We start from the raw sequence: 18587 nt of genomic DNA on the forward strand, positions 1-18587 counted from the left end.
AAGCTCAAGTCTGCATTGGACGATTACTTTGAGTAGCCGCTTTTCTTAGAGTGCGAAGACTACCCTTGGCCCTAAGCAGACGTTGAGCAATCTCACTTTTTGTGAGTCAACGCTGGTGAACACTTCTCCCTTATTAAGCTCAACTTAATAGGCTTTTTTGGCTCAAATGCCACTTTTCTTGTTTAATTGCCTGCATCGCAAAAGACATCAATTGATAATACTTCAACGATTGATATGTCCTTTTTTCGAAGAGATTTTAGTGAAGTAAATGGAGTTACCTCACCCCTTATTAATTAAGAGGTAATTGACATGAGAAAGACCATTTTATCGCTAGCACTCACTGCTGTAGCCACCTTCGGAATTGTAGAATCTACTCAAGCATGTACTGTTTTTGTCGGCAAAACGCCGGCTGGTGATGCTCCAGTTATCGGGCGCACTATTGAATTCGGATTTGCTGATCAGTCAAAAATGCAGTCAATTGACTTGGAAATCGAAAAATTTCCTAGAGGCACTGAAGTAGTGTCTGCCGATAAGTCTATGACTTGGGTTGCAAAATACGGTTACATCAAAACACATGCGCATGATGTTGCAGCAGAGGGTATCAACGAAGCTGGACTTTATGTAGCGCTTCTTTGGTTCATAGATGGCGAGTGGCAAGCGCGAGTCGCTGGAGGCAACAATTTAGCCACCTATGAAGCGGTCGAGTGGATGCTCGGTAACTTTAATAAAGCCAGCGATGCTGCGACTGCGCTCAAAAACATTAATGTTTATCAAACGGCGGATACGGGACTTGGAATTGAGATCCCTGCCCATTGGATGGTCGTTGATAAAACGGGACAATCGTTTGTAATTGAGCACATAGATGGGGAGGCAATCGTCACTAACACCTCCGAAAGCGGTGTCATGACCAATTCGCCAAAAATTAGCGAACATACTCAACACTTCTCAGACTTTATTGCTGCAAACCCTAAGTTAGATTCCTCAAAAAATGAGACAAACATGGAGCTGCCGAATCTTCCAGGTTCATACAGCGCCAAAGATCGTTACACGCGTACGCGAGTCCTACGAGACTTAACTCCTGAGCCTACTAGCTCCTCACAGGCGGTTAATCAGGTAGTCCACATTATGAATAATACCGACTATGTGCGAGGGGTTGTCGAATTTGAAGGGCGTGGTTCTGCTGGCGGCTCGCAAGAAACCACTTCGAGTCACATCGCCGATCTAGAAAATATGGATTACTACTATCGAACAGCTGAAAACATGACTCTTTATAAAATAGACATGAACAAAGTCGATTTTGGTGAGAGTAGTGGACGTACCTCTCTCGACCCGTTTAATGGTGTCTCATACATAGAAAGCACGGGCGCTTTAACTCGTTCTAGTAAATAAAACGTCCAATCCATTTCCTAGCCCGCCATTCGGCGGGCTTTCTTTCAGAGTTAATTCATCAAGATGAAACAGTTATTTATAGTATTGCTGTTATGCCCATTTGTGGCTAACGCTCAGGTAAGCTCGGTCGATTGGTATGCAATGTCTGGAGTGAAGTCCGCGCATGTTACCGAAGGGAGAAACAATTTTGATAGCCCCATTGCTGAGATAGGTTTTGGCATGAATCTTAAAGGCTTCGCCATTGACGTCTGGTCAGCAAAAGCAACCAACAATCAAAGCTGGGAGACTGGCTTTACCCTAGGTTATACCTTTAATTTATTCGAAGTATTAAAGTGGACTCCGCAATACTATCGATTCGACCAAAATGCTAAAGGTGAAAGAGATGCAAGCGATGAGATAATAAATAATTTTTCTATCTCTCCAAGTAGATACTTGGATGTGACAGCACGCCACATCTATGTACCAAAGAACAATTCTCAATACTTACTAGTGGGTATTAATGGGAAGTTTCGATTAGCAAACGATTGCCAATGGGTATTCTCGCCGTACGCAAAGCAGGAGATTGATCACGGTTATTCGAGAGCAGGGTTCAGCGGATTAAATAACATTCGTTTTGGTGCTGAATTATCCCGCCCAGTAACTACTAATCTCAATGTATCGTTCGATTTAAACTACTCTATTGCACAGAAGGGTGTATTACTTGATAAAGGGAGAGATCAACTCTGGGGTGGCGCCTATCTATCATTGAGCTTCTAGTTTGGCTTTTTCCCTGAAGGTTAAGAGCCTTCAGGGAAATCCCATGCGTATTATTACTCTAACTTTTATATCCGCCGCTAGGCCTGCATTATATTGGACAACAAGAAGGCTAAAGTGAGCTTTCAGGTTGTCTAGACAAAGGATGGATACTGGCATGCAAATCACACTAGATCGGTTGTTGTACTTGAAAACGGTAGTAGATAAAGGCTCGTTTAGTTCTGCTGCAAAAGTCCTCGGCAAGTCTACCGCTGGTATCCAACAAGTCATTGATGCCTTGGAAATAGATTTAGGTATTACGCTGTTTGAGAGAACTCGAGGGAAAGGGGTTTCCTTAACAGGAGAGGGAAAGAGCTTCTACCTCCAAGCTATGGAGATAATCCCCCAGATAGAGGCGTTGGAACAAAAAGCAGTCGCTCTGCGGCAAGGTGTTGAATCTACAGTCAGAATCGCTTTGCATGGAATCTCTCACTTTCCGTTTATTGATGCTTCTTTGCAGCTATTCAGAAAAGAATACCCCAGTGTTGCAATCGAACTATTAGATGCGGCCAATCCTGATAGTGTTAGCCGGTCAGATATTCGAGTCTCTCTTACTCCCATGGAGATTGAGCGCGGTCGCCTATCTCGCACACTTTTTTCATTTGTGTGGACTGCAGTTGTGTCAACCAAGCACCCCTTGGCAAGAATTCCTTCGGTTTTGGCTAGAGCGGATTTGCTAGAACATGCACAAGCTAACCTCTTTACCAGCGAACTACTGCCGTCAATCGTGATCGAATCTACTAGATACAGTAGCAACGAGATAAGGTGCGAGAATTTTGAGCAGTATTTGGGAGCTCTAAAATCTGGACTGGCCTTTGGTTTATACCCAAAGGCATTAGCACAACCATTAATTGATAACGGTCAACTGTGTGCTTTGAACTTGGATTTGGGGCTAGAAAAAACGAGTTGGCCGTTGGATATTAGCTGGTCTGAATCAGTCGGGCCGGCAGCCGAGTGGCTTGTATATAGTTTGATTGAAGGAGCGAACAAATATAGTAAGGGTCAAGGGATAATATAGGCTCCTAGATATTAGACAAGCGGGGGGAGGCATTTGCGCCTAAGTTACAGTTCTTATATTTTCTATGGCTAAAAGAATCCAGCGCGTGGCCGACGTCGGGCGACGCCAGTTACTAAGCTACGAAAACTACTTTTTGAAGTTGAACTCCCCATAGTCAGCGCCTTTGAAGAGGTCTACGGACGCATATGAGCGGCTACCAAAATCGATCTTTGCTAAGTCGATCTTTCGAATATCGTAGTTGTCGTAGGTACGGAAGTAATAGGAGAGGTTAGTTAAGTCTGCAACCGTTGAAAAGGTCGTCGTCATCGGCAAGTCATTGACGAACTTCCAATATGTCGCTCCTTGTGGAATGTCGACCGTATTGACCATAGACCATGCTCGGTTCACCCCGTCCTCATCTGTAGGCACTGATGTCTGGGTAAAATTAAACGCTGCCATTTTGATAAAGCGATCTTCAGGTGAATAGTCGAAAGCGACAAAGGCTTCCTCATCAAGTTCAGAGGGGCTGCGTTTATTCCACGCAGCGATATGTTTGTCGTAAGTCGGATCGTTAGTGAGGACTTTCAGCTCATTAGTATACGTAATTGGTTTGCCGTCGATGAACTCTACAACTGCCGACTGACCGTCTGGTTGTGTTATAGCAAAGTGAAACTTGATATCGAGGCCAGAAGTAACTTTCGACGAGAACGTGTAGAAAGTCGTGCGATTTAAGTAAGCAACAGCGTCGCTGACTGTTTTGGCGTTACCAAGAATGTGTGCGACCGCATCGGTGATTTTTACGTCTTCTTCCTTATTCCCACCATACTCGCTTGCGTCGAGCCAAAGCGCATTTACGAGCAGACCATGCTCATTCATGCCGTCGGTGAACATGCCATGATGATGCATACCCACAAATCCAAATTTAGTGGTAACCGCCCCAAGCTTATGCCCCCTAGGAACAAGCGCCACAGCCGCAGGTGGAGTTCCTGGCCACTCAAGTGTTCGTCCGGCGAAATGATTTCCAAGGTCGTTTTTGAAAACAAAAAATGTACATGCTGATACAGTGATAGAGACAGAGAGTAGAACACTAGCTACTACGATGGCTGGAACGAATTTCATTGTTTTTGTCCTAATTAATTGCGCAATTTTAGATAACAATTTTTCCAACAAACTCAGGATGCCGCTTTATTCCCTACTACTAAATGTATACTTTTGTCTACGCTAATCAAGTGACGACAGGTCAATTAGAACGGCAACTGATTGTCTTTCCAGTCCTTTCTAGTCGACGATGAGATTCCACTTGAGACTTAACTTGGCCCTTAGCTACGGCTCGTTAGTGTGAATAGAGCTGCTGCCTAGCTCAAAGAGTGGCCGTGCATTCCCTGCCAAGAAAGAGGTGACACAGTGCGAAGTACGCGTTCCTTCTTGACACTTACTCGTAAGTCCTAGGCTGCATCAGCCACTTCGGTTTCCATACGGTGAAGTTAAGCCAGCCCCAACGAATCGGGGCAGGCTGTTGTTGTCTCTAGGTTAGGCTTGGCGCGCTAATGGATGCGTCGAACAGCGGATCCCGCCGCCCATTTGTGAACAAACCGAAAAGTCGATTTCAATCACTTCAACGCCATTGTCGCGGAGCATTTTGTTGATTCGGGTATGTGAGGAGTCCATTACAACCTTACTTGGAGCCAAGCACACACCGTTACAGCCAAGGGCTTTTGCTTCTTTTTTGGTCGCGGTCAGCCAGGTCCAGTTGTGCATAAATTCTGGGAAACCTTTGATACCACCTTTTACACCTTCAAGACAGCACATGGCCAATCCTTCACGTGGGGTTGAGAATACACAGTCCAGGTGCACCCACTCACTAGTCAGTTCAATGGTATGGACACGGTATCCTTTAGGCTCCAGGTGTTTTTGCAGCCACTCGATACCAGCATAACTTGAGCCCAAACCGGAGCGACCAACCAGAATGTCTTTGCCCAGCACAAAGATGTCACCACCTTCCAGCATTGGGATGGTCTCATCACTCAAGTCGGCATTAAATGATAGTACCGGCATTGATGTCCAGCGTTGACCGGTGCGATCGGCTTGCGCTCTGATAGGGCCAGCCATCGTTATGTGACACTTGCGCATGATAGGTTTGCGTAAGGTTAGATTGATCAGTTCGTCATCGACGGCTAACACTGGATCCCGAGGGTAAGTATCGACATAACCGACCGGATTAAATTGACGATCTACTTCATCCATCAAGTCAGGGCGGACCACTTCGATACCGTGTTGCGTCAGTAACTCGGCTAACGCATCTTGCTGCTCTGCTGCGACATTGAAAATCTCCGGAGCAACATCAGAGCCGAGTTTTCCGGCATGCTCCACAAGCATCGCTTTGATCTCATCAGAAGTACCGGCGTAGTTGTTAAACACCCAATCTGGCTTAGGCAAGGTCAGTTTATTGGTGTGGCCGACAAATATCTTTTTCAGCGGAGCCCACTCATTTGGCATTGTTTCGGTCGCCGACGATAGACTCTTTGTCGTCGGGTTAGCCAGTGCTGTTGGCGCAATCGCCGCAACACCTGCAACCGCAGCTGCGCCACCTGAAAGCTTGAAAAAGTCACGACGATTTAGTGAGTTAGTCATATTAATTACCTCTTGCTTAGATTCATGTTTGGGGAACGAGGTGCATTATGTGTGATATTTAATGAATGGCTAAATCAGGGGCTATCAGAAATTTTGAAAGGTGCTATCCTTGTGTGGAGCTTTCAGTGCTCCGAAGGTGGTTGTGGATGGTAAACATTGAACATATTCAAACCTTTGTCTTAGCCGCAGACAAAGGCTCGTTTAGCGCTGCGGCCCGTCATTTAGGACGAAGCGCCAGTAGCGTGAGCATGATAATTTCGACTTTGGAAGACCAACTGGGGATTACCTTGTTTGACCGAAGCGCGAATCATCCAGTTTTAACCTCAGCGGGCGCGCGTCTATACGACCAGGCGCAAACTCTGCTTCGCCAGGCAAGTCGAATTGAGTTGTTAGCCTTGTCGGTAATTGAAGAGGTGGAAGAGAAGCTGACGATAGGGATCGGGGAGATGATTCCTTTTGAGTTGATTGAGGAGCCATTGGCAAAAATCGTTCGAAAGTTCCCAGATACGGAGTTTGAGATAGTTCGCGGTAGCCGCCAAGAGCTGGAAAAGCGCTTTGTCGCTGGGGATATTGACGCTTTAATTCGATCCCGCTCCGCAGCAGCGGACACGGATGCCGACTTTTTTCAGTTTAAATCCTTGCCAGTTGTGTGTATCTGTTCTCCTGATTCTGAACTTGCCGATAAAACCAATGTAAACTCGAGCGAGCTGATTGAGCTGCGCCAGATATGTTGCACCAGCATGCTAGACAATGATTTGCTCAATCTCTGTGGCACCTTGTCCAACGATGTGATCAAGGCTTCTTCAATGCATGACTTGATGAATTTAGTGGAGCAAGATCTGGGATGGGCCTATCTTCCCTATTCTTTTGCCTCTGAAAGAATCCAACTCGGCACACTGCAAACGTTTCAGCCTGATTTTCTGATTAATGGAGAGCTGTCTGGGCTCGATGTCGACCTGCTACTTAAACCTATGGTGAAAGGCTCAGTCACTGAAATGCTCAAGCAGTTGTTGTCGCGTTAGCGCTCTGAGCCAGCTTAATATTGTGTAGGACAATTCTCCCCCATGATACAACGCCAGCCCCTATGAAGCGGGGCTAGCAACGGTTATAAAAGCTTACAAAGGTTAAGCTTGGCGAGCTAACGGGTGAGTCGCGCAGCGAATTCCTCCTCCAATTTGTGAACAAACCGCGAAGTCGGTCTCAATGACTTCTACGCCATAGTCACGGAGCATTTTGTTGATTCGAGTATGCGCTGAGTCCATCACAATTTTGTTTGGAGCCAGACACACACCGTTACAGCCAAGGGCTTTTGCTTCTTTTTTGGTCGCGGTCAGCCAGGTCCAGTTGTGCATAAACTCTGGGAACGCTTTAACGCCACCTTTTACGCCTTCCAGGCAACACATAGCCAGACCCTCGCGAGGGGTTGAGAACACACAGTCTAGGTGCAACCATTCACCGGTAAGTTCAATGGTATGAACACGGTATCCTTTCGGCTTCAGGTGTTTTTGCAGCCACTCGATACCAGCATAACTCGACGCCAGGCCGGAGTGACCAATCAGAATGTCTTTGCCCAGTACAAAGATGTCACCGCCTTCCAGCATAGGAACACTCTCATCACTTAAATCCGCATTGAATGACAGTACCGGCATCGATGTCCAACGCTGACCAGTGCGCTCAGCCTGGGCTCTGATGGGACCCGCCATCGTAATGTGCGACTTGCGACGGAACGGAGAGCGCACGGTTAAATTGATCAGCTCATCATCAACCGCGAGTACCGGGTCACGTGGGTAGGTATCGTGATACCCGACCGGATTAAACTGTCGGTCCACCTCATCCATCAAATCAGGACGAACCACTTCGACACCGTGTTGGGTTAACAACTCGGCTAGCGCATCTTGTTGCGCTGCTGCGATAGGGTAAAAGTCCGGAGCGATGTCGGTGCCCAGCTTTCCGGCATTGGCTTTCAACGACTCTTTGATTTCGTCTGAAGTGCCTACATAGTTATTAATAACCCAATCCAGCTTAGGCAAGGTCAGTTTGTTGGTGTGGCCGACAAACATTTTTTTCAGCGGAGCCCACTCATTTGGCATTGTTTCGGTAGCCGACGATAGATTTTTTGACATTGGGCTAGCCAGTGCTGACGGCGCAATCGCTGCAACACCGGCAACCGCTGCCGCACCACCAGAAAGCTTGAAAAAGTCTCGACGATTTAATGATTTAACCATAATGCATACCTCTTACTTGGATTAATGTTCGGGGAACGAGGCGCATTATGTGTGATTATTCAGCTATGATTAAGTCAGGATGTATCAGGATGATTGAAAGGTGATATCCTTTTAGTTGGTTTTTCCAGTGTCCGGAAAGGTTGTCTTTAATGGTAAATATTGAACACATACAAACCTTTGTGTTAGCCGCAGATAAAGGCTCATTTAGCGCCGCGGCCCGTCACCTAAGGCGCAGCGCCAGTAGCGTAAGCATGATTATTTCGACTTTGGAAGACCAACTAGGGATTACCTTGTTTGACCGAAGTAAGAAACATCCTGTTTTGACTCCAGCGGGTACGCGCCTATACGACCATGCGCAAACTTTGCTTCGTCAAGCTAACCGAATTGAGTTACTAGCCTTGTCTGTTATCGAAGAGGTGGAAGAAAAACTGACCATAGGGATCGGTGAACTCATCCCTTTTGAGTTGATTGAGGAGCCACTGGCAAAAGTCATTCGCAAGTTTGCAAATACTGAGTTTGAGATACTACGAGATAGTCGACAGGAGTTGGAAAGGCGCTTTAAGGAGGGGCACATTGACGCATTAATCAGAGCTCGCTCAGCAGCCACGGACACGGATGCCGACTTTTTTCAGTTTAAGTCTTTACCGGTCGTGTGTATCTGTTCTCCTGATTCTGAGCTCGCTGATCAAGCTATTGTTAAATCAAGCGATTTGATTGGGCTGCGGCAAATATGTTGCGCTAGCATGTTGGATAATGATCTGCTGAGTGTTGGCGGAACCATGTCTAATGACATTCTTACCGCTTCCTCAATGCACGACTTAATGAATCTGGTTGAGCAGGACTTGGGGTGGGCCTATCTTCCCCACGCGTTTGCCTCCAAAAGACTCCAACTCGGCACATTGCAAACATTTCAGCCTGATTTTCTCATCAGTGGAGAGCTTTCGGGGATCGATGTCGACCTGCTGCTCAAACCTATGGCTAGTGGCCCGGTCACCAACATGCTAAAAGACCTGTTGTCGGATTAGCAGTATGAGCTCTGCTCCCCGACAGAGTTAGCAACAGAGTACATCCTCCCCGATTCAAACCAGCCCCAACGAAGCGGGACTGGATGTAGCGACAGCCCTCGTGTAACACTGCGTCAATGGCCGACCTTTCAATATTTCTTATAGTTACTGACTTAGGTAAACCTATCTGTTCAATCACAATACGGTCATTCTCGCAGCCTAGTAGCTGGCTGTACTCGTGTTCCAACAGGTATCTATATGAAATTGAAGTTTTCAGCACGCAAGTTAGCGTTTGGTGTGGTGGCGTTTTCGTTATCTGGCACAGTACTGGCCAGTGATTTTACCGCCCCCGAAATGACCGCCAATCAACCGGGCTTTAATGCTGCCGCCAATGCCGCGATGTATGCCGGTAGAGGGATGATTGGTGTTGTCACCTACGGCAACTACCACATCAGAGGTGTCGATGCGAACGGACAGAACGTGCCGAGTGATTTAACCCTGCAAGTGTTGCTGGGCACCCTGCATTACAACACCGATCTAAAATTGTTCGGCGGTCATTATAGCTTCGGCGCGACACTGGTATCAGGTGGTTTATACCCCGGAGGCTCTGAGCGAGACATGAACGACAGGCTACTGGATGTGAGCCGTAACCCTTGGGTGACGCCAATCAAACTGAACTGGACATTGGGCGAGGACTGGCACATCGCTGCAAACTACACCTTCCGCTTAGGTCAAACCGCTGGCAATACCAATACCGACAAAACCTATGATATCCATCAACTCGGTGGTCAGGCGACGTGGAATATCAACGACCATTGGCAGGCAAACTTTGCGTCTAGCCTGGAATATCGCACCAAAGATTTGCGCACAGGGCGTGATATGAAACCGGGCACAATTGGCTATTTTGAAGGCTCACTGCATCATAAGTTTGACAATGGAATGAGCCTGGGTGGGTATGCTTACCACGTTCGCCACTTGACCGACGATAAAGGGCTAAACGATCTCGGACAACAGCTGGGCCGCTATCGTTCGCAGCTCACCGGTGTTGGTCTGGAGTACACAACCCCGATTGAAGCGATTGATTCAACCCTGAGTGTGCGATTATTCACCGAGCCTTCGCGAACCAACCATATGCACGGTGTAAGGGCGTTTATCAGCGTGGCGCGAAAATTTTAAGGCTTGCATCCATTTGTGCAATATCCATTGTAAAAAAACAAAATAGCCCGCTAAAAAGCGGGCTATTTTGTACTCAGACATTAACTGATTTGTGACTATGTTTCTCGCCAAAAAGCAGTACAAGAACAGTGCGGGCCTGAGCCTGTCATCCCATAAACCGTCTTAAATGGGATGGGGCGTGGTTTCAGCCCCACCTCTTTTGATAGTTTTTGGGTTTTTGGTGTTTCGTCGATGATGATCACCCCACCGTTGCGGGTTGGAATCGCGTTGCATACTCCCTTTTTCTGCTCTTCTGCAGGGATCTTGAGTACCGTATAATCGTCGTAATAGCGCTGAGGCAGTGGTGTGAACAACCCGCCATTGGGCACATCAGGTAAACCGATAACCTTGTCACTGTATACGCCCAATAGGACATCAATGTGGTACGTATATTGGGTGTCGAAATACACCACATTCACTGGCGAGTAAACGTTCGCATGTACTCGTCGGGGTTTTTATTGTTGGTATGTTGCTCACACCACCGGATGTGATTTCGCAAACCCTGTTGGCATTGCCTATGTGGTTACTCTTTGAAGCTGGATTATTGATGGCAAAACTTTACAAACCGCTGGGTTCGAAAGATCAGCTTAGTTCAATGCAACAACAAGAGGTATAGAGACATGTTTGATATCGGTATGTTTGAGCTAGTTATGATAGCTATTGTGGGGTTGGTTATCCTAGGTCCACAGCAGATGACAGCGATGATTAAAGCAGTAATAACAGGAGTCAACAAGGCTCGTCAAATGTCGACTCAACTGAGCCAACAGCTAAATCGTGAGCTTAAGAACATTGAGACGAGCGTCGAAGAAAAACCAAACTAAAGTTGATGAGGTGTCTAGTTGATCGGGTTGTTTATGTGGTGCCCCTCCCATTGCTAGCCGAAGTTAAAAGTAGAGGTTTGGGCGACTATGTGGAACTAGAATTAATGTCCGCTTTTGGCCGTTTGCTGCTATTCGCAGTTGGCTAGATTACCGCCTTCGCGGTAATGACGGGCGCGGGTGTTGGCCGTTTGCTGCTGTTCGCGGTTGGGTAGATTACCGCCTGCGCGGTAATGACGGTCGGGACTTCGCGGAAATGACGGGCGTGGGTATTGGCCGTTTGCCGCTGTTCGCAGTTGGCTAGATTCCCGCTTTCGCGAGAATGACAACGGAGCCAGCCCCTAGTTAAACCGGCTACCAAACCCAATATACACCGCTGTATCCTCAGGCCCCTGAGCGATATCCACACCTAAGCTCAAACGCAACTGACGCACCAGTAAGTAGCGAAAACCCGTGCCGTAGGCCACGCGATCTTTGGCGTTGGCCAAATCACCGAAGTTGTTGGCAGCGCGGCCAGAGCCGACAAAGCCCAACACGCTCCAGCGGGGGTGGAATTGCCAATCGACTTGAGTTTCTAGCACGGCCACATGGTCGCCCTGGTAGCGCATCATGGGGATACCACGCATTTGCACGTGAGGACGGGCAAAGAAGGGCACGTCACCCTTGGTGCTGGTGACATCTAGGCGCACCGCCGCTGATACTGTGTCGCTTAAGCGAGCGTAATAGCGGTTGTTACTGGTTACTTGTTGATAATCGAAGTTCCCGCCTAGGCCCTTGCCGAATTGCTGCCATTTAAGTTGAGCATTCAGGCCTTTGCGCGGGGTAAAAATATTGTCCAGCGAGTCGTATTGAATTTGCGCGCCGTATGACGAGTTGGTGGCGTCTAGTGGCAAGTCGTCTAGGATTGACTCGCCGCTGCGCAAACGGGTTTGCATGTCCATGTAACTGGCGTTAACACCGACAAACCAAGGACTATCGCCTAAGCGATGGCTTAACTCATGGGTGGTCAGCACGGCGCGGCTTTTGACCGCAAACTTTTCATTGGGGTTATCACCAACAAGGCCGTACAGATTGATATTGATATCCCCATAACCCGCCATGGCTCGGTAGCGAATGGTGTCGTTTTTGTAGTGGCCGTAGTGCACCGCACCGCCGAACTTCGAACCATTCTCGGTGCCTGCCAGCATAACCCCAGTCATGCTAGGTGGCAGCAGTGCGTCTTTGGCACCGGATTTTCGCAGCGCTTTTTGCTCTTCGGACTCGTGCATAATGGCAACAGCCGCACCCAGCCCAGGCCCCAACGCAGGTTCGGTGAGCAGCATGACAGTCGGCAAAAAGCCCAAATCGTGCTCAAGCAAGAACTGGCTAGCATCGAAATGGCCATCGGTCGGGTCGATAAACAATCGATTGAACGCATTGGCATTGGCGCCAAAGCTGACCAAGGTGCTAAGGGTTAACACGCTAATTTTATTGCGAAAATTCATCGGCTTCGGTTTCTTTGGGAAAGTTTGGCTACTTTAATTAATGCTTGGATGCTGTCTGTGTGAAGTGTCACCGCTGAATGTGTAAAAGACTGAGTTAACACAATTTTTTACAAGCTTTTGGCTGTTCGGATTTGCCTAATAACGGCGCTGAAGTACACTGCCTGCCATCTCGACAATTCAAGAAAAATATAATGAGCAAGCTTGGCTTAGGGCGCTGGCAAGGCGCTGGACTAATGGCTACCACATTACTGGGAACCGGTGTTTTCATTCTGCCGCAAATGACCTTAACGGCTGCTGGCGAACAGGCACTTTTGGCCTGGGGTCTGCTAACTATGCTGTTGATTCCAGTGACTTTAGTCTTCGGTCGCCTAAGCGGCGTACTACCCCATGCAGCGGGCCCTGCGTATTTCGTCGAACGTGCCTTTGGGGTGAGCTTAGGTCGTGCAATAGGTCTGGTGTTCTTGCTGGTGGTACCGATAGGCGCGCCGGCAGCACTTCTGATGACCTTTGAATTTGTCACCTCGCTAATTCCACTGACTGGGCTTAGTTTGCTGGCAGGCCAACTACTGGCACTCGTGTTGTTGTGGTTGATCAACGCTCGCGGCATCGTGGTGTCAGCTCGACTGCAATTCGGCTTAACTCTGGTCATCGTCACCGTGGTGGTACTGCTGCTTACGACCCTTGGTGGCAATGCGCAACCGGTCAGTGCTCAAAGCTTACTGAATGCCGATAGCTACTCGCCTATGCTGGCGGCCGCCGGCATCGCCTTTTGGAGCTTCTTAGGCATTGAGGCTATGAGTCACCTTTCCAAAGAATTCCGCCAACCTGAACGCGATATGCTACCAGCCATGCTAATGGGCGTGGTGCTGGTGGGGCTTATCTATCTGGCTTGCTGTTATTTACTCTTGGGATACCCGCTGGATTCTGGGCTGGCCATGGTGCATGCCTTTGATGCACAAATTGCCAGCTGGAGCGGTGTCAGTGGTGCTTGGGTCATTGGCGTTCTGGGTAGCGCTTCGGGCTTGGCGACAGTGAATGTCTACGCTGCCGGTACCTCGCGTTTGATTGCTAGCTTTGCCGAGCAAGGTGTATTACCAAAGTCTTTGGCCAAGACCAATCCGCAAGGAGCACCGCTTCGCGCGCTAACGGCCTTGCTGAGTGTGATTGCCCTGGTATTAGCGCTGGTGAGTTGGCTGGCACTGCCGCTTCACCAGCTTATTGAGTGGGCCAACGGTGTGTTCGTACTGATTTACTTGGCCACTATGCTGGCAGCGACTCGTCTTCTCTCCCGACGCTATCAAAGCTTGGCTTGGGCGGGCTGTATTCCCTGTTTGGCAATTGGCTGGGCGCTGGGGTTACAGTTGGCTTATGCGTTGGTCGCGCTGGCGTTGGCCTTTGCCTTGGTACAACTGGCTCGTCGCAAGTCTCGTGAAACTGAATAGCCCTCAGCTTAATTCGCTGTGTTAACAGTAGGTTTCAGGTATACTCCCAGCCCGATAAGGTGCCGTTAGCTCGGCTTAATAGGGAATGCGGTGAGAATCCGCAACTGTACTCGCAACTGTAATCAGAGCGAGCGTACAAAACCACTGGCGAAAGCTGGGAAGGGTACGCTTTAGACGCTGAAAGTCAGGATACCTGCCTTGTTGAATTTGTCTCTGAAACAAGCGGGTTTACTTGATCAGACAGTCGCGTCAGCTCGCTAAGCTGGCGCCTTGTGTTGTTTAATTTTCCCGCGTTTTAAACACAACCAAAGGACAGTTGTATATGTGTTTTAAAATGCGTTATCCCCTATTAGTGCTGGCGCTAACCAGCACCGCCACTGTGGCGCAAACCGGCTCTAATGCGTTGGCGCAAACCGCCAAGGGCGAAGTCGACGAAATCCTGGTAGTTACCGGTGATCGCTTCGGCTCGGCACCCGAGCAGCAACTTCAAATCACCAACCTGATTGAGCGCGAAGAGATTGAGCGTCTTAATCCAGAGTCTGTGGTGGATATTCTAGAAACCCTGCCAGCGGTCAGCGTTATTCGCAACGGCAACGCCGCCAATGCGGCTACCGTGAGCATTCGCGGTGCCAACTCGAACCACACATTGGTATTAGTCGACGGTATGCGAGTCAGCTCGGCAACGCTTGGGCTAGCCAACTTTGGCGCGCTAATGCCAGAGCAAATCGAGCGTGTAGAAGTGGTTAAAGGCCCGCGCGCTGCCCTTTGGGGTAGCGATGCCATTGGCGGTGTGATTCAAATTTTTACTCGCAAGCTCAATCAAGGCGAAGGTTACGCAGTACTTGAAGGTGGCAGCAGTAACTATGGTCGCGGTTCGGCGGGCGTTGGCTTTAGTCATGGCCAAGGGCATACCGGCGTTAGCGTGAGCCTGGATAGAAGCGATGGCTTTGATGTGCGTCAGGACGACGAAACCGACAAAGACGGCTACAAACGCGCCAGTGTCGGTGCCAGCGGTGAGCAAACCCTTAACGATGCTTTCTCGCTAAACTGGGTCGGCCAATACAATCGCGGCAGCTTTGAGTTTGATAACGCCGCGCCCTACGCCAACGAAACCGACTACGACACTTACTTCTGGAATCTAGGTGGTCAGTATCAAGGCGATATCTGGCAGTCGCGCCTAAACCTCGGTCAAGCTCGCGACAAAAACCAAAACTTCCGCCGTGAACTGCAAACGCGCAAGCAGCTGTTCCAAACCGATCGCGACCAACTGAGCTGGGTTAACCAAATCCAAGCCAGCGATACGGTGACTCTGATTGGTGGTGCTGACTATCAACGTGAGTCGGTGAAAGGTGATTACGCGGTCAATCAGCGCGATACGCTTGGCGTGTACGGTTTAGCTAGAGGCCAGCGGGACGCTTTGATGCTAGAAGGTGTGGTCCGTCACGACCAGGTCGAGAAAATTGACAATGAGACCACCTATAACCTGAGTGCTAGCTATCAGCTAAGCGATGCATGGCGAGTGGTGGCCACCCATGGCACAGGCTTTAAGGCACCAAGCTTTAACGATCTGTACTATCCATTTTCGGGTAACCCGAATCTTAAGTCCGAGCGCTCCAAAAGCACGGATTTGAGTCTGCATTGGCAGTCGGGTGATTGGACCGCGTACGTCAGCGGCTACAACAATCAGGTCGACGACTTAATTCAATGGGCACCGACCGGCGAGAAAGATGCTAACGGTTGGGATATCTGGGCACCAGATAACATTGCCAAGGCAACCTTAAAGGGTGTGGAATCTCGGCTGAGCTGGCAATACGGCAATCTAAGCCAACAACTGGGTTACCACTATCTGGATGCCAAAGACGGCAACGGTCAGCTACTAACCGGTCGCTCTCGTCACGAAGTGGACTATCGTATTGGTTATCGTTGGGCCGACTTCGATGCTCAGGCCGATTACCACTACCAAGGAAAACGTTGGGGCGGGGCTTATCGCGGTTTCTTGCCAAGCTATCACTTGTTGGGCTTGTCCGCGGGTTATGCCTTTGCCGATAACTGGCAAGTACGCCTTAAGCTAACCAATTTGCTCAATGAGAAAATTGTGTCAGCGGCGGGCTATAACAGTCCTGGGCAGCAGTGGTTTATGACCTTCAGTTATCGCGCTCTATAGAGAGCTCTGGAGGTCAATAAAAAACGGAACTAACTGCCGGTTCCGTTTTTTTCATATTTTAGTTTCACAGAGGGCACTTGAGAGTTGTCAAAGAACCTGCTTCGTAGGTATTTAATAATGAGGCTCCTCTCATAGGATGTTTAATTCCTGGGTGTGCTACACAGTATTAGTTTGTATTGTTAGATGTGAGGGTACTTTTTTCTGATGTACGACCTGTACGTCTGTTTCACGCTCTAAAGCTATTCGCCTAAGTCAATGTACAGTTTGGAGGCGAGCTAAAGTCAATAGGATGACGCAAGCGTTTTGTTTATGAAGGTAATGGATTACAAGTGAATCGCTTAGCAAGGTGGCTAGAGCGGAACGTTTTAGTTAAATGGTTTGCTCGAACAATTCTTATCGGCACCATATTGATACCTCTAGACTACTATGGCTACCTAGGCTGGCTGGACGCTACTATCCTAAGGCTCGGCCAGTTCGATGCTTATCATCAGTCGTCGCCAGATAAGAAAAAATTACCGGTTACAGTAATTGAAATTAGCCAAGAGATGTATGAGGAGTACTTTGAGTATCAGTCTCCTTTGAGTCGTGCGAAATTAGCCGAGATAATCCAGCTAATCTCATTGGCGAACCCTTCCACTCTAACTATCGACCTAGACCTATCACCGCAGCTTAATTCTCAAGAGCAGAGCCAACTTCTTTATCGACAACTTGGCAGTTTGATTGACGATGGTGTGAGCATCAATCTAGCTCTGCCATTTGGGGTGAATACTCGTCAAAAATATCTAGCCAATTTGAGCTGGGTCGATGATATGTGCTCCAGAGGAATAGAGTTCGCTGAGCCAGTTGTTCTTCACAACAATCGAACCGTTTTAAAAATGGCGAAGGTGTCTGAAGCCATGCCAACTACGCTTTATGAGCAGACTGCTATCGCGAATAAGCAGCTCGATAAGCGAACTATATGTTCCTGGTCTCTGGATGATCTAACTTCGCCAATTAGTATAAAGTCTCGTCTATTTGAGTCCTCTAGTTCAGCCTCAGCTATGGTTGATCATCGCACGTTGCAAGTACTCAATGTAAACCTGCTTAGGCAGCTTCAGATCATATCTGTTGAAACTCTTGATGGCTTACGGAAAGTAGTAGAGAGTTCAAAATGGGATACAGTTTTTCTCGGTGGAGCGTATGGGAACGAGGATTTTTTCTATATTGCTGACCAGAATATCCCAGGGGTCCGTCTTCAGGCGGTAGAGTATCTCAATATTATTTACCCAGTCGAGACAAGCAATTTAGTAGCACTGTTATTGGAAGTAATTGTTGGGGTAATTTTCATCTTCTTTTTTCAGGCACTCTGGAAAAACAGACAACGATGCTTATCTATCGGAGCGGGCCAATATGCAACTCGCGTCTTTTTGGATGTCTTGATAATCGGATATACCCTTTTTTACATCCTCCTTATCGCAGTCTTAATTACTCCTTACTTTCTCACTTACGCCGTTTGGCTGAATCCTGCTCCTATCGTGGCAGCATTAGTGTTTGATTTCTTATCCCACACAGTAAATCAAACTAGCGAGCAAAAGGGACGGACCAATTATTTTGGTATCAATAAGATCGTTAAATCAATTTCTACAGGAGTGAAGTTATGTTTCGGGTTTATGGGACTGTGGATCGTCCTTTTTTCCTAGTAATTCTACTGTTTTTTTTACTCGTAACTGGTGAAGCTTCGGCATCCGCGTGTGTCGTTGATTCGGCGCAAAAAATTAAGGAAATTGAAGTCTCCGGAGAGTTAGTGGAGTTGCCGTTTATTAGTAAGGATTGCTGCTCTATTTCGAGCCTCTCGGCTTCAGTTGTCCTTTGCTTTACTAGCGGCAATAAGTGCTATGAAGTTGACTCTCAGAGCGAGTTGAAGAAGCTGCAAGCCTGTGAAGAGCGTCCTAGGCTTGGAAAGCTCTCTTGGTTACTTAGTGCCCTTAAAGCCACGCCAGGAGAAACTTTAGCTCTGCAAAGAAGCGATGAGCCGAAGCGGTTAACTGGCTATCCGTATAACGACGTGCTAGCTACCAACCGCTTTACCTTGTTCAAACCACTGTCCTTGGAAGGTGCCTCTAGATTTGTTTTGTTTTCCGAAGAAGGGGTAGAGCTAGACTCTCTGCCTTTCGACTCTCAGGTGATCAAAATAAACACTTCCAATTTGGAAAATAATCGCTCCTATCAATGGAAGATCTACAACGACGGTCTTGCTTTGTATTCGGGTGACTTCTTTTTGGCATCCGAACAGGGATTGAACGAAGAGCTGCTTAATCTAATTAACACCTATCGGCGGGGCGAACTATCTCAAGCTCAAATTCTCTCCTTATCGCTGGAGCTATACGATCATGGATTTAAGTTTAACGCTTACCAAATACTGAATTACAAAAATAAACGCTAAAAAA

17 protein-coding genes, 1 pseudogene and 1 riboswitch are annotated in these 18587 nt (G+C 48.1%); of the genes and pseudogenes, 12 read left to right on the plus strand and 6 right to left on the minus strand.

Features of this window, described 5'->3' with window-relative positions:
* Positions 1-309 precede the first annotated feature (309 nt).
* The 3 genes from CLC93_RS03370 (at position 310) to CLC93_RS03380 (ending at position 3199) form a co-directional block, all read left to right on the plus strand.
* On the plus strand, positions 310-1389 hold the full coding sequence (locus CLC93_RS03370; protein ID WP_095504546.1) for a linear amide C-N hydrolase: 1080 nt from the start codon (positions 310-312) through the stop codon (positions 1387-1389).
* A gap of 63 nt (positions 1390-1452) precedes the next feature.
* Positions 1453-2145, plus strand: a complete 693-nt coding sequence (locus tag CLC93_RS03375) for a hypothetical protein (protein ID WP_095504547.1) — start codon at positions 1453-1455, stop codon at positions 2143-2145.
* A 154-nt stretch (positions 2146-2299) separates the two neighbouring features.
* Positions 2300-3199, plus strand: coding sequence for a LysR family transcriptional regulator (locus tag CLC93_RS03380; RefSeq protein WP_169902800.1), 900 nt, complete (start codon positions 2300-2302; stop codon positions 3197-3199).
* Between the two features lie 126 nt (positions 3200-3325).
* Here the strand turns inward: CLC93_RS03380 and CLC93_RS03385 are convergent, their stop codons facing one another.
* A complete protein-coding gene (locus tag CLC93_RS03385; protein ID WP_095504549.1) occupies positions 3326-4297 on the minus strand; it encodes a linear amide C-N hydrolase in 972 nt (323 codons plus the stop codon).
* Positions 4298-4708: 411 nt separating this feature from the next.
* Complete coding sequence (locus CLC93_RS03390) at positions 4709-5809, minus strand: dimethylarginine dimethylaminohydrolase family protein (RefSeq protein ID WP_095504550.1); 1101 nt, start codon at positions 5807-5809, stop codon at positions 4709-4711.
* A gap of 146 nt (positions 5810-5955) precedes the next feature.
* On the opposite strand from CLC93_RS03390, the gene CLC93_RS03395 reads away from it, so the two are divergent.
* Complete coding sequence (locus tag CLC93_RS03395; RefSeq protein ID WP_169902802.1) at positions 5956-6831, plus strand: LysR family transcriptional regulator; 876 nt, start codon at positions 5956-5958, stop codon at positions 6829-6831.
* Positions 6832-6933: 102 nt separating this feature from the next.
* Here the strand turns inward: CLC93_RS03395 and CLC93_RS03400 are convergent, their stop codons facing one another.
* A complete protein-coding gene (locus CLC93_RS03400) occupies positions 6934-8034 on the minus strand; it encodes a dimethylarginine dimethylaminohydrolase family protein (RefSeq protein ID WP_095504552.1) in 1101 nt (366 codons plus the stop codon).
* A 149-nt stretch (positions 8035-8183) separates the two neighbouring features.
* Between CLC93_RS03400 and CLC93_RS03405 the strand changes: the two genes are divergently transcribed.
* Positions 8184-9059 carry a LysR family transcriptional regulator gene (locus CLC93_RS03405; RefSeq protein WP_095504553.1) on the plus strand — a complete coding sequence of 292 codons (876 nt, stop codon included), beginning with the start codon at positions 8184-8186 and terminating at the stop codon, positions 9057-9059.
* 237 nt (positions 9060-9296) lie between these two features.
* Complete coding sequence (locus CLC93_RS03410; protein WP_095504554.1) at positions 9297-10214, plus strand: transporter family protein; 918 nt, start codon at positions 9297-9299, stop codon at positions 10212-10214.
* 95 nt (positions 10215-10309) lie between these two features.
* Here CLC93_RS03410 and CLC93_RS03415 read toward each other — a convergent pair whose 3' ends face one another.
* Positions 10310-10672, minus strand: a complete 363-nt coding sequence (locus tag CLC93_RS03415) for a hypothetical protein (protein WP_095504555.1) — start codon at positions 10670-10672, stop codon at positions 10310-10312.
* On the opposite strand from CLC93_RS03415, the pseudogene CLC93_RS03420 reads away from it, so the two are divergent.
* Both CLC93_RS03420 and tatB read left to right on the plus strand, forming a co-directional pair.
* Positions 10657-10869, plus strand: a pseudogene (locus CLC93_RS03420) (twin-arginine translocase subunit TatC); the annotation flags it as partial. The gene CLC93_RS03415 and the pseudogene CLC93_RS03420 sit on opposite strands and share 16 nt — an antisense overlap.
* Positions 10870-10873: 4 nt before the next feature.
* Complete coding sequence (tatB, locus tag CLC93_RS03425; RefSeq protein WP_095504557.1) at positions 10874-11074, plus strand: Sec-independent protein translocase protein TatB; 201 nt, start codon at positions 10874-10876, stop codon at positions 11072-11074.
* Positions 11075-11202: 128 nt separating this feature from the next.
* Here tatB and CLC93_RS17580 read toward each other — a convergent pair whose 3' ends face one another.
* Both CLC93_RS17580 and CLC93_RS03430 read right to left on the minus strand, forming a co-directional pair.
* The gene (locus CLC93_RS17580; protein ID WP_141237338.1) at positions 11203-11400 is read right to left on the minus strand and encodes a hypothetical protein; all 198 of its coding nucleotides are present in this window, start codon (positions 11398-11400) and stop codon (positions 11203-11205) included.
* Positions 11401-11412: 12 nt separating this feature from the next.
* Positions 11413-12555 carry a BamA/TamA family outer membrane protein gene (locus tag CLC93_RS03430; RefSeq protein WP_095504558.1) on the minus strand — a complete coding sequence of 381 codons (1143 nt, stop codon included), beginning with the start codon at positions 12553-12555 and terminating at the stop codon, positions 11413-11415.
* A gap of 191 nt (positions 12556-12746) precedes the next feature.
* Here CLC93_RS03430 and yjeH point away from each other — a divergent pair, with 191 nt between their 5' ends.
* The 4 genes from yjeH (at position 12747) to CLC93_RS03450 (ending at position 18583) form a co-directional block, all read left to right on the plus strand.
* Positions 12747-13997 (plus strand): L-methionine/branched-chain amino acid transporter, encoded by a 1251-nt coding sequence (gene yjeH / locus CLC93_RS03435; RefSeq protein ID WP_245837072.1) that lies wholly within the window; start codon positions 12747-12749, stop codon positions 13995-13997.
* 40 nt (positions 13998-14037) lie between these two features.
* Positions 14038-14212, plus strand: a riboswitch (cobalamin riboswitch).
* Positions 14213-14319: 107 nt separating this feature from the next.
* Positions 14320-16161 carry a TonB-dependent receptor domain-containing protein gene (locus CLC93_RS03440; RefSeq protein WP_095504559.1) on the plus strand — a complete coding sequence of 614 codons (1842 nt, stop codon included), beginning with the start codon at positions 14320-14322 and terminating at the stop codon, positions 16159-16161.
* Between the two features lie 329 nt (positions 16162-16490).
* Positions 16491-17840: a CHASE2 domain-containing protein gene (locus tag CLC93_RS03445; RefSeq protein WP_095504560.1), complete on the plus strand. Its 1350-nt coding sequence runs from the start codon at positions 16491-16493 to the stop codon at positions 17838-17840.
* Complete coding sequence (locus CLC93_RS03450) at positions 17798-18583, plus strand: hypothetical protein (protein ID WP_141237339.1); 786 nt, start codon at positions 17798-17800, stop codon at positions 18581-18583. The genes CLC93_RS03445 and CLC93_RS03450 overlap by 43 nt, the downstream gene beginning before the upstream one ends.
* Positions 18584-18587 lie beyond the last annotated feature (4 nt).

The sequence above is a fragment of the Paraferrimonas sedimenticola genome (assembly GCF_002282855.1).
Taxonomy (GTDB): domain Bacteria; phylum Pseudomonadota; class Gammaproteobacteria; order Enterobacterales; family Shewanellaceae; genus Paraferrimonas; species Paraferrimonas sedimenticola.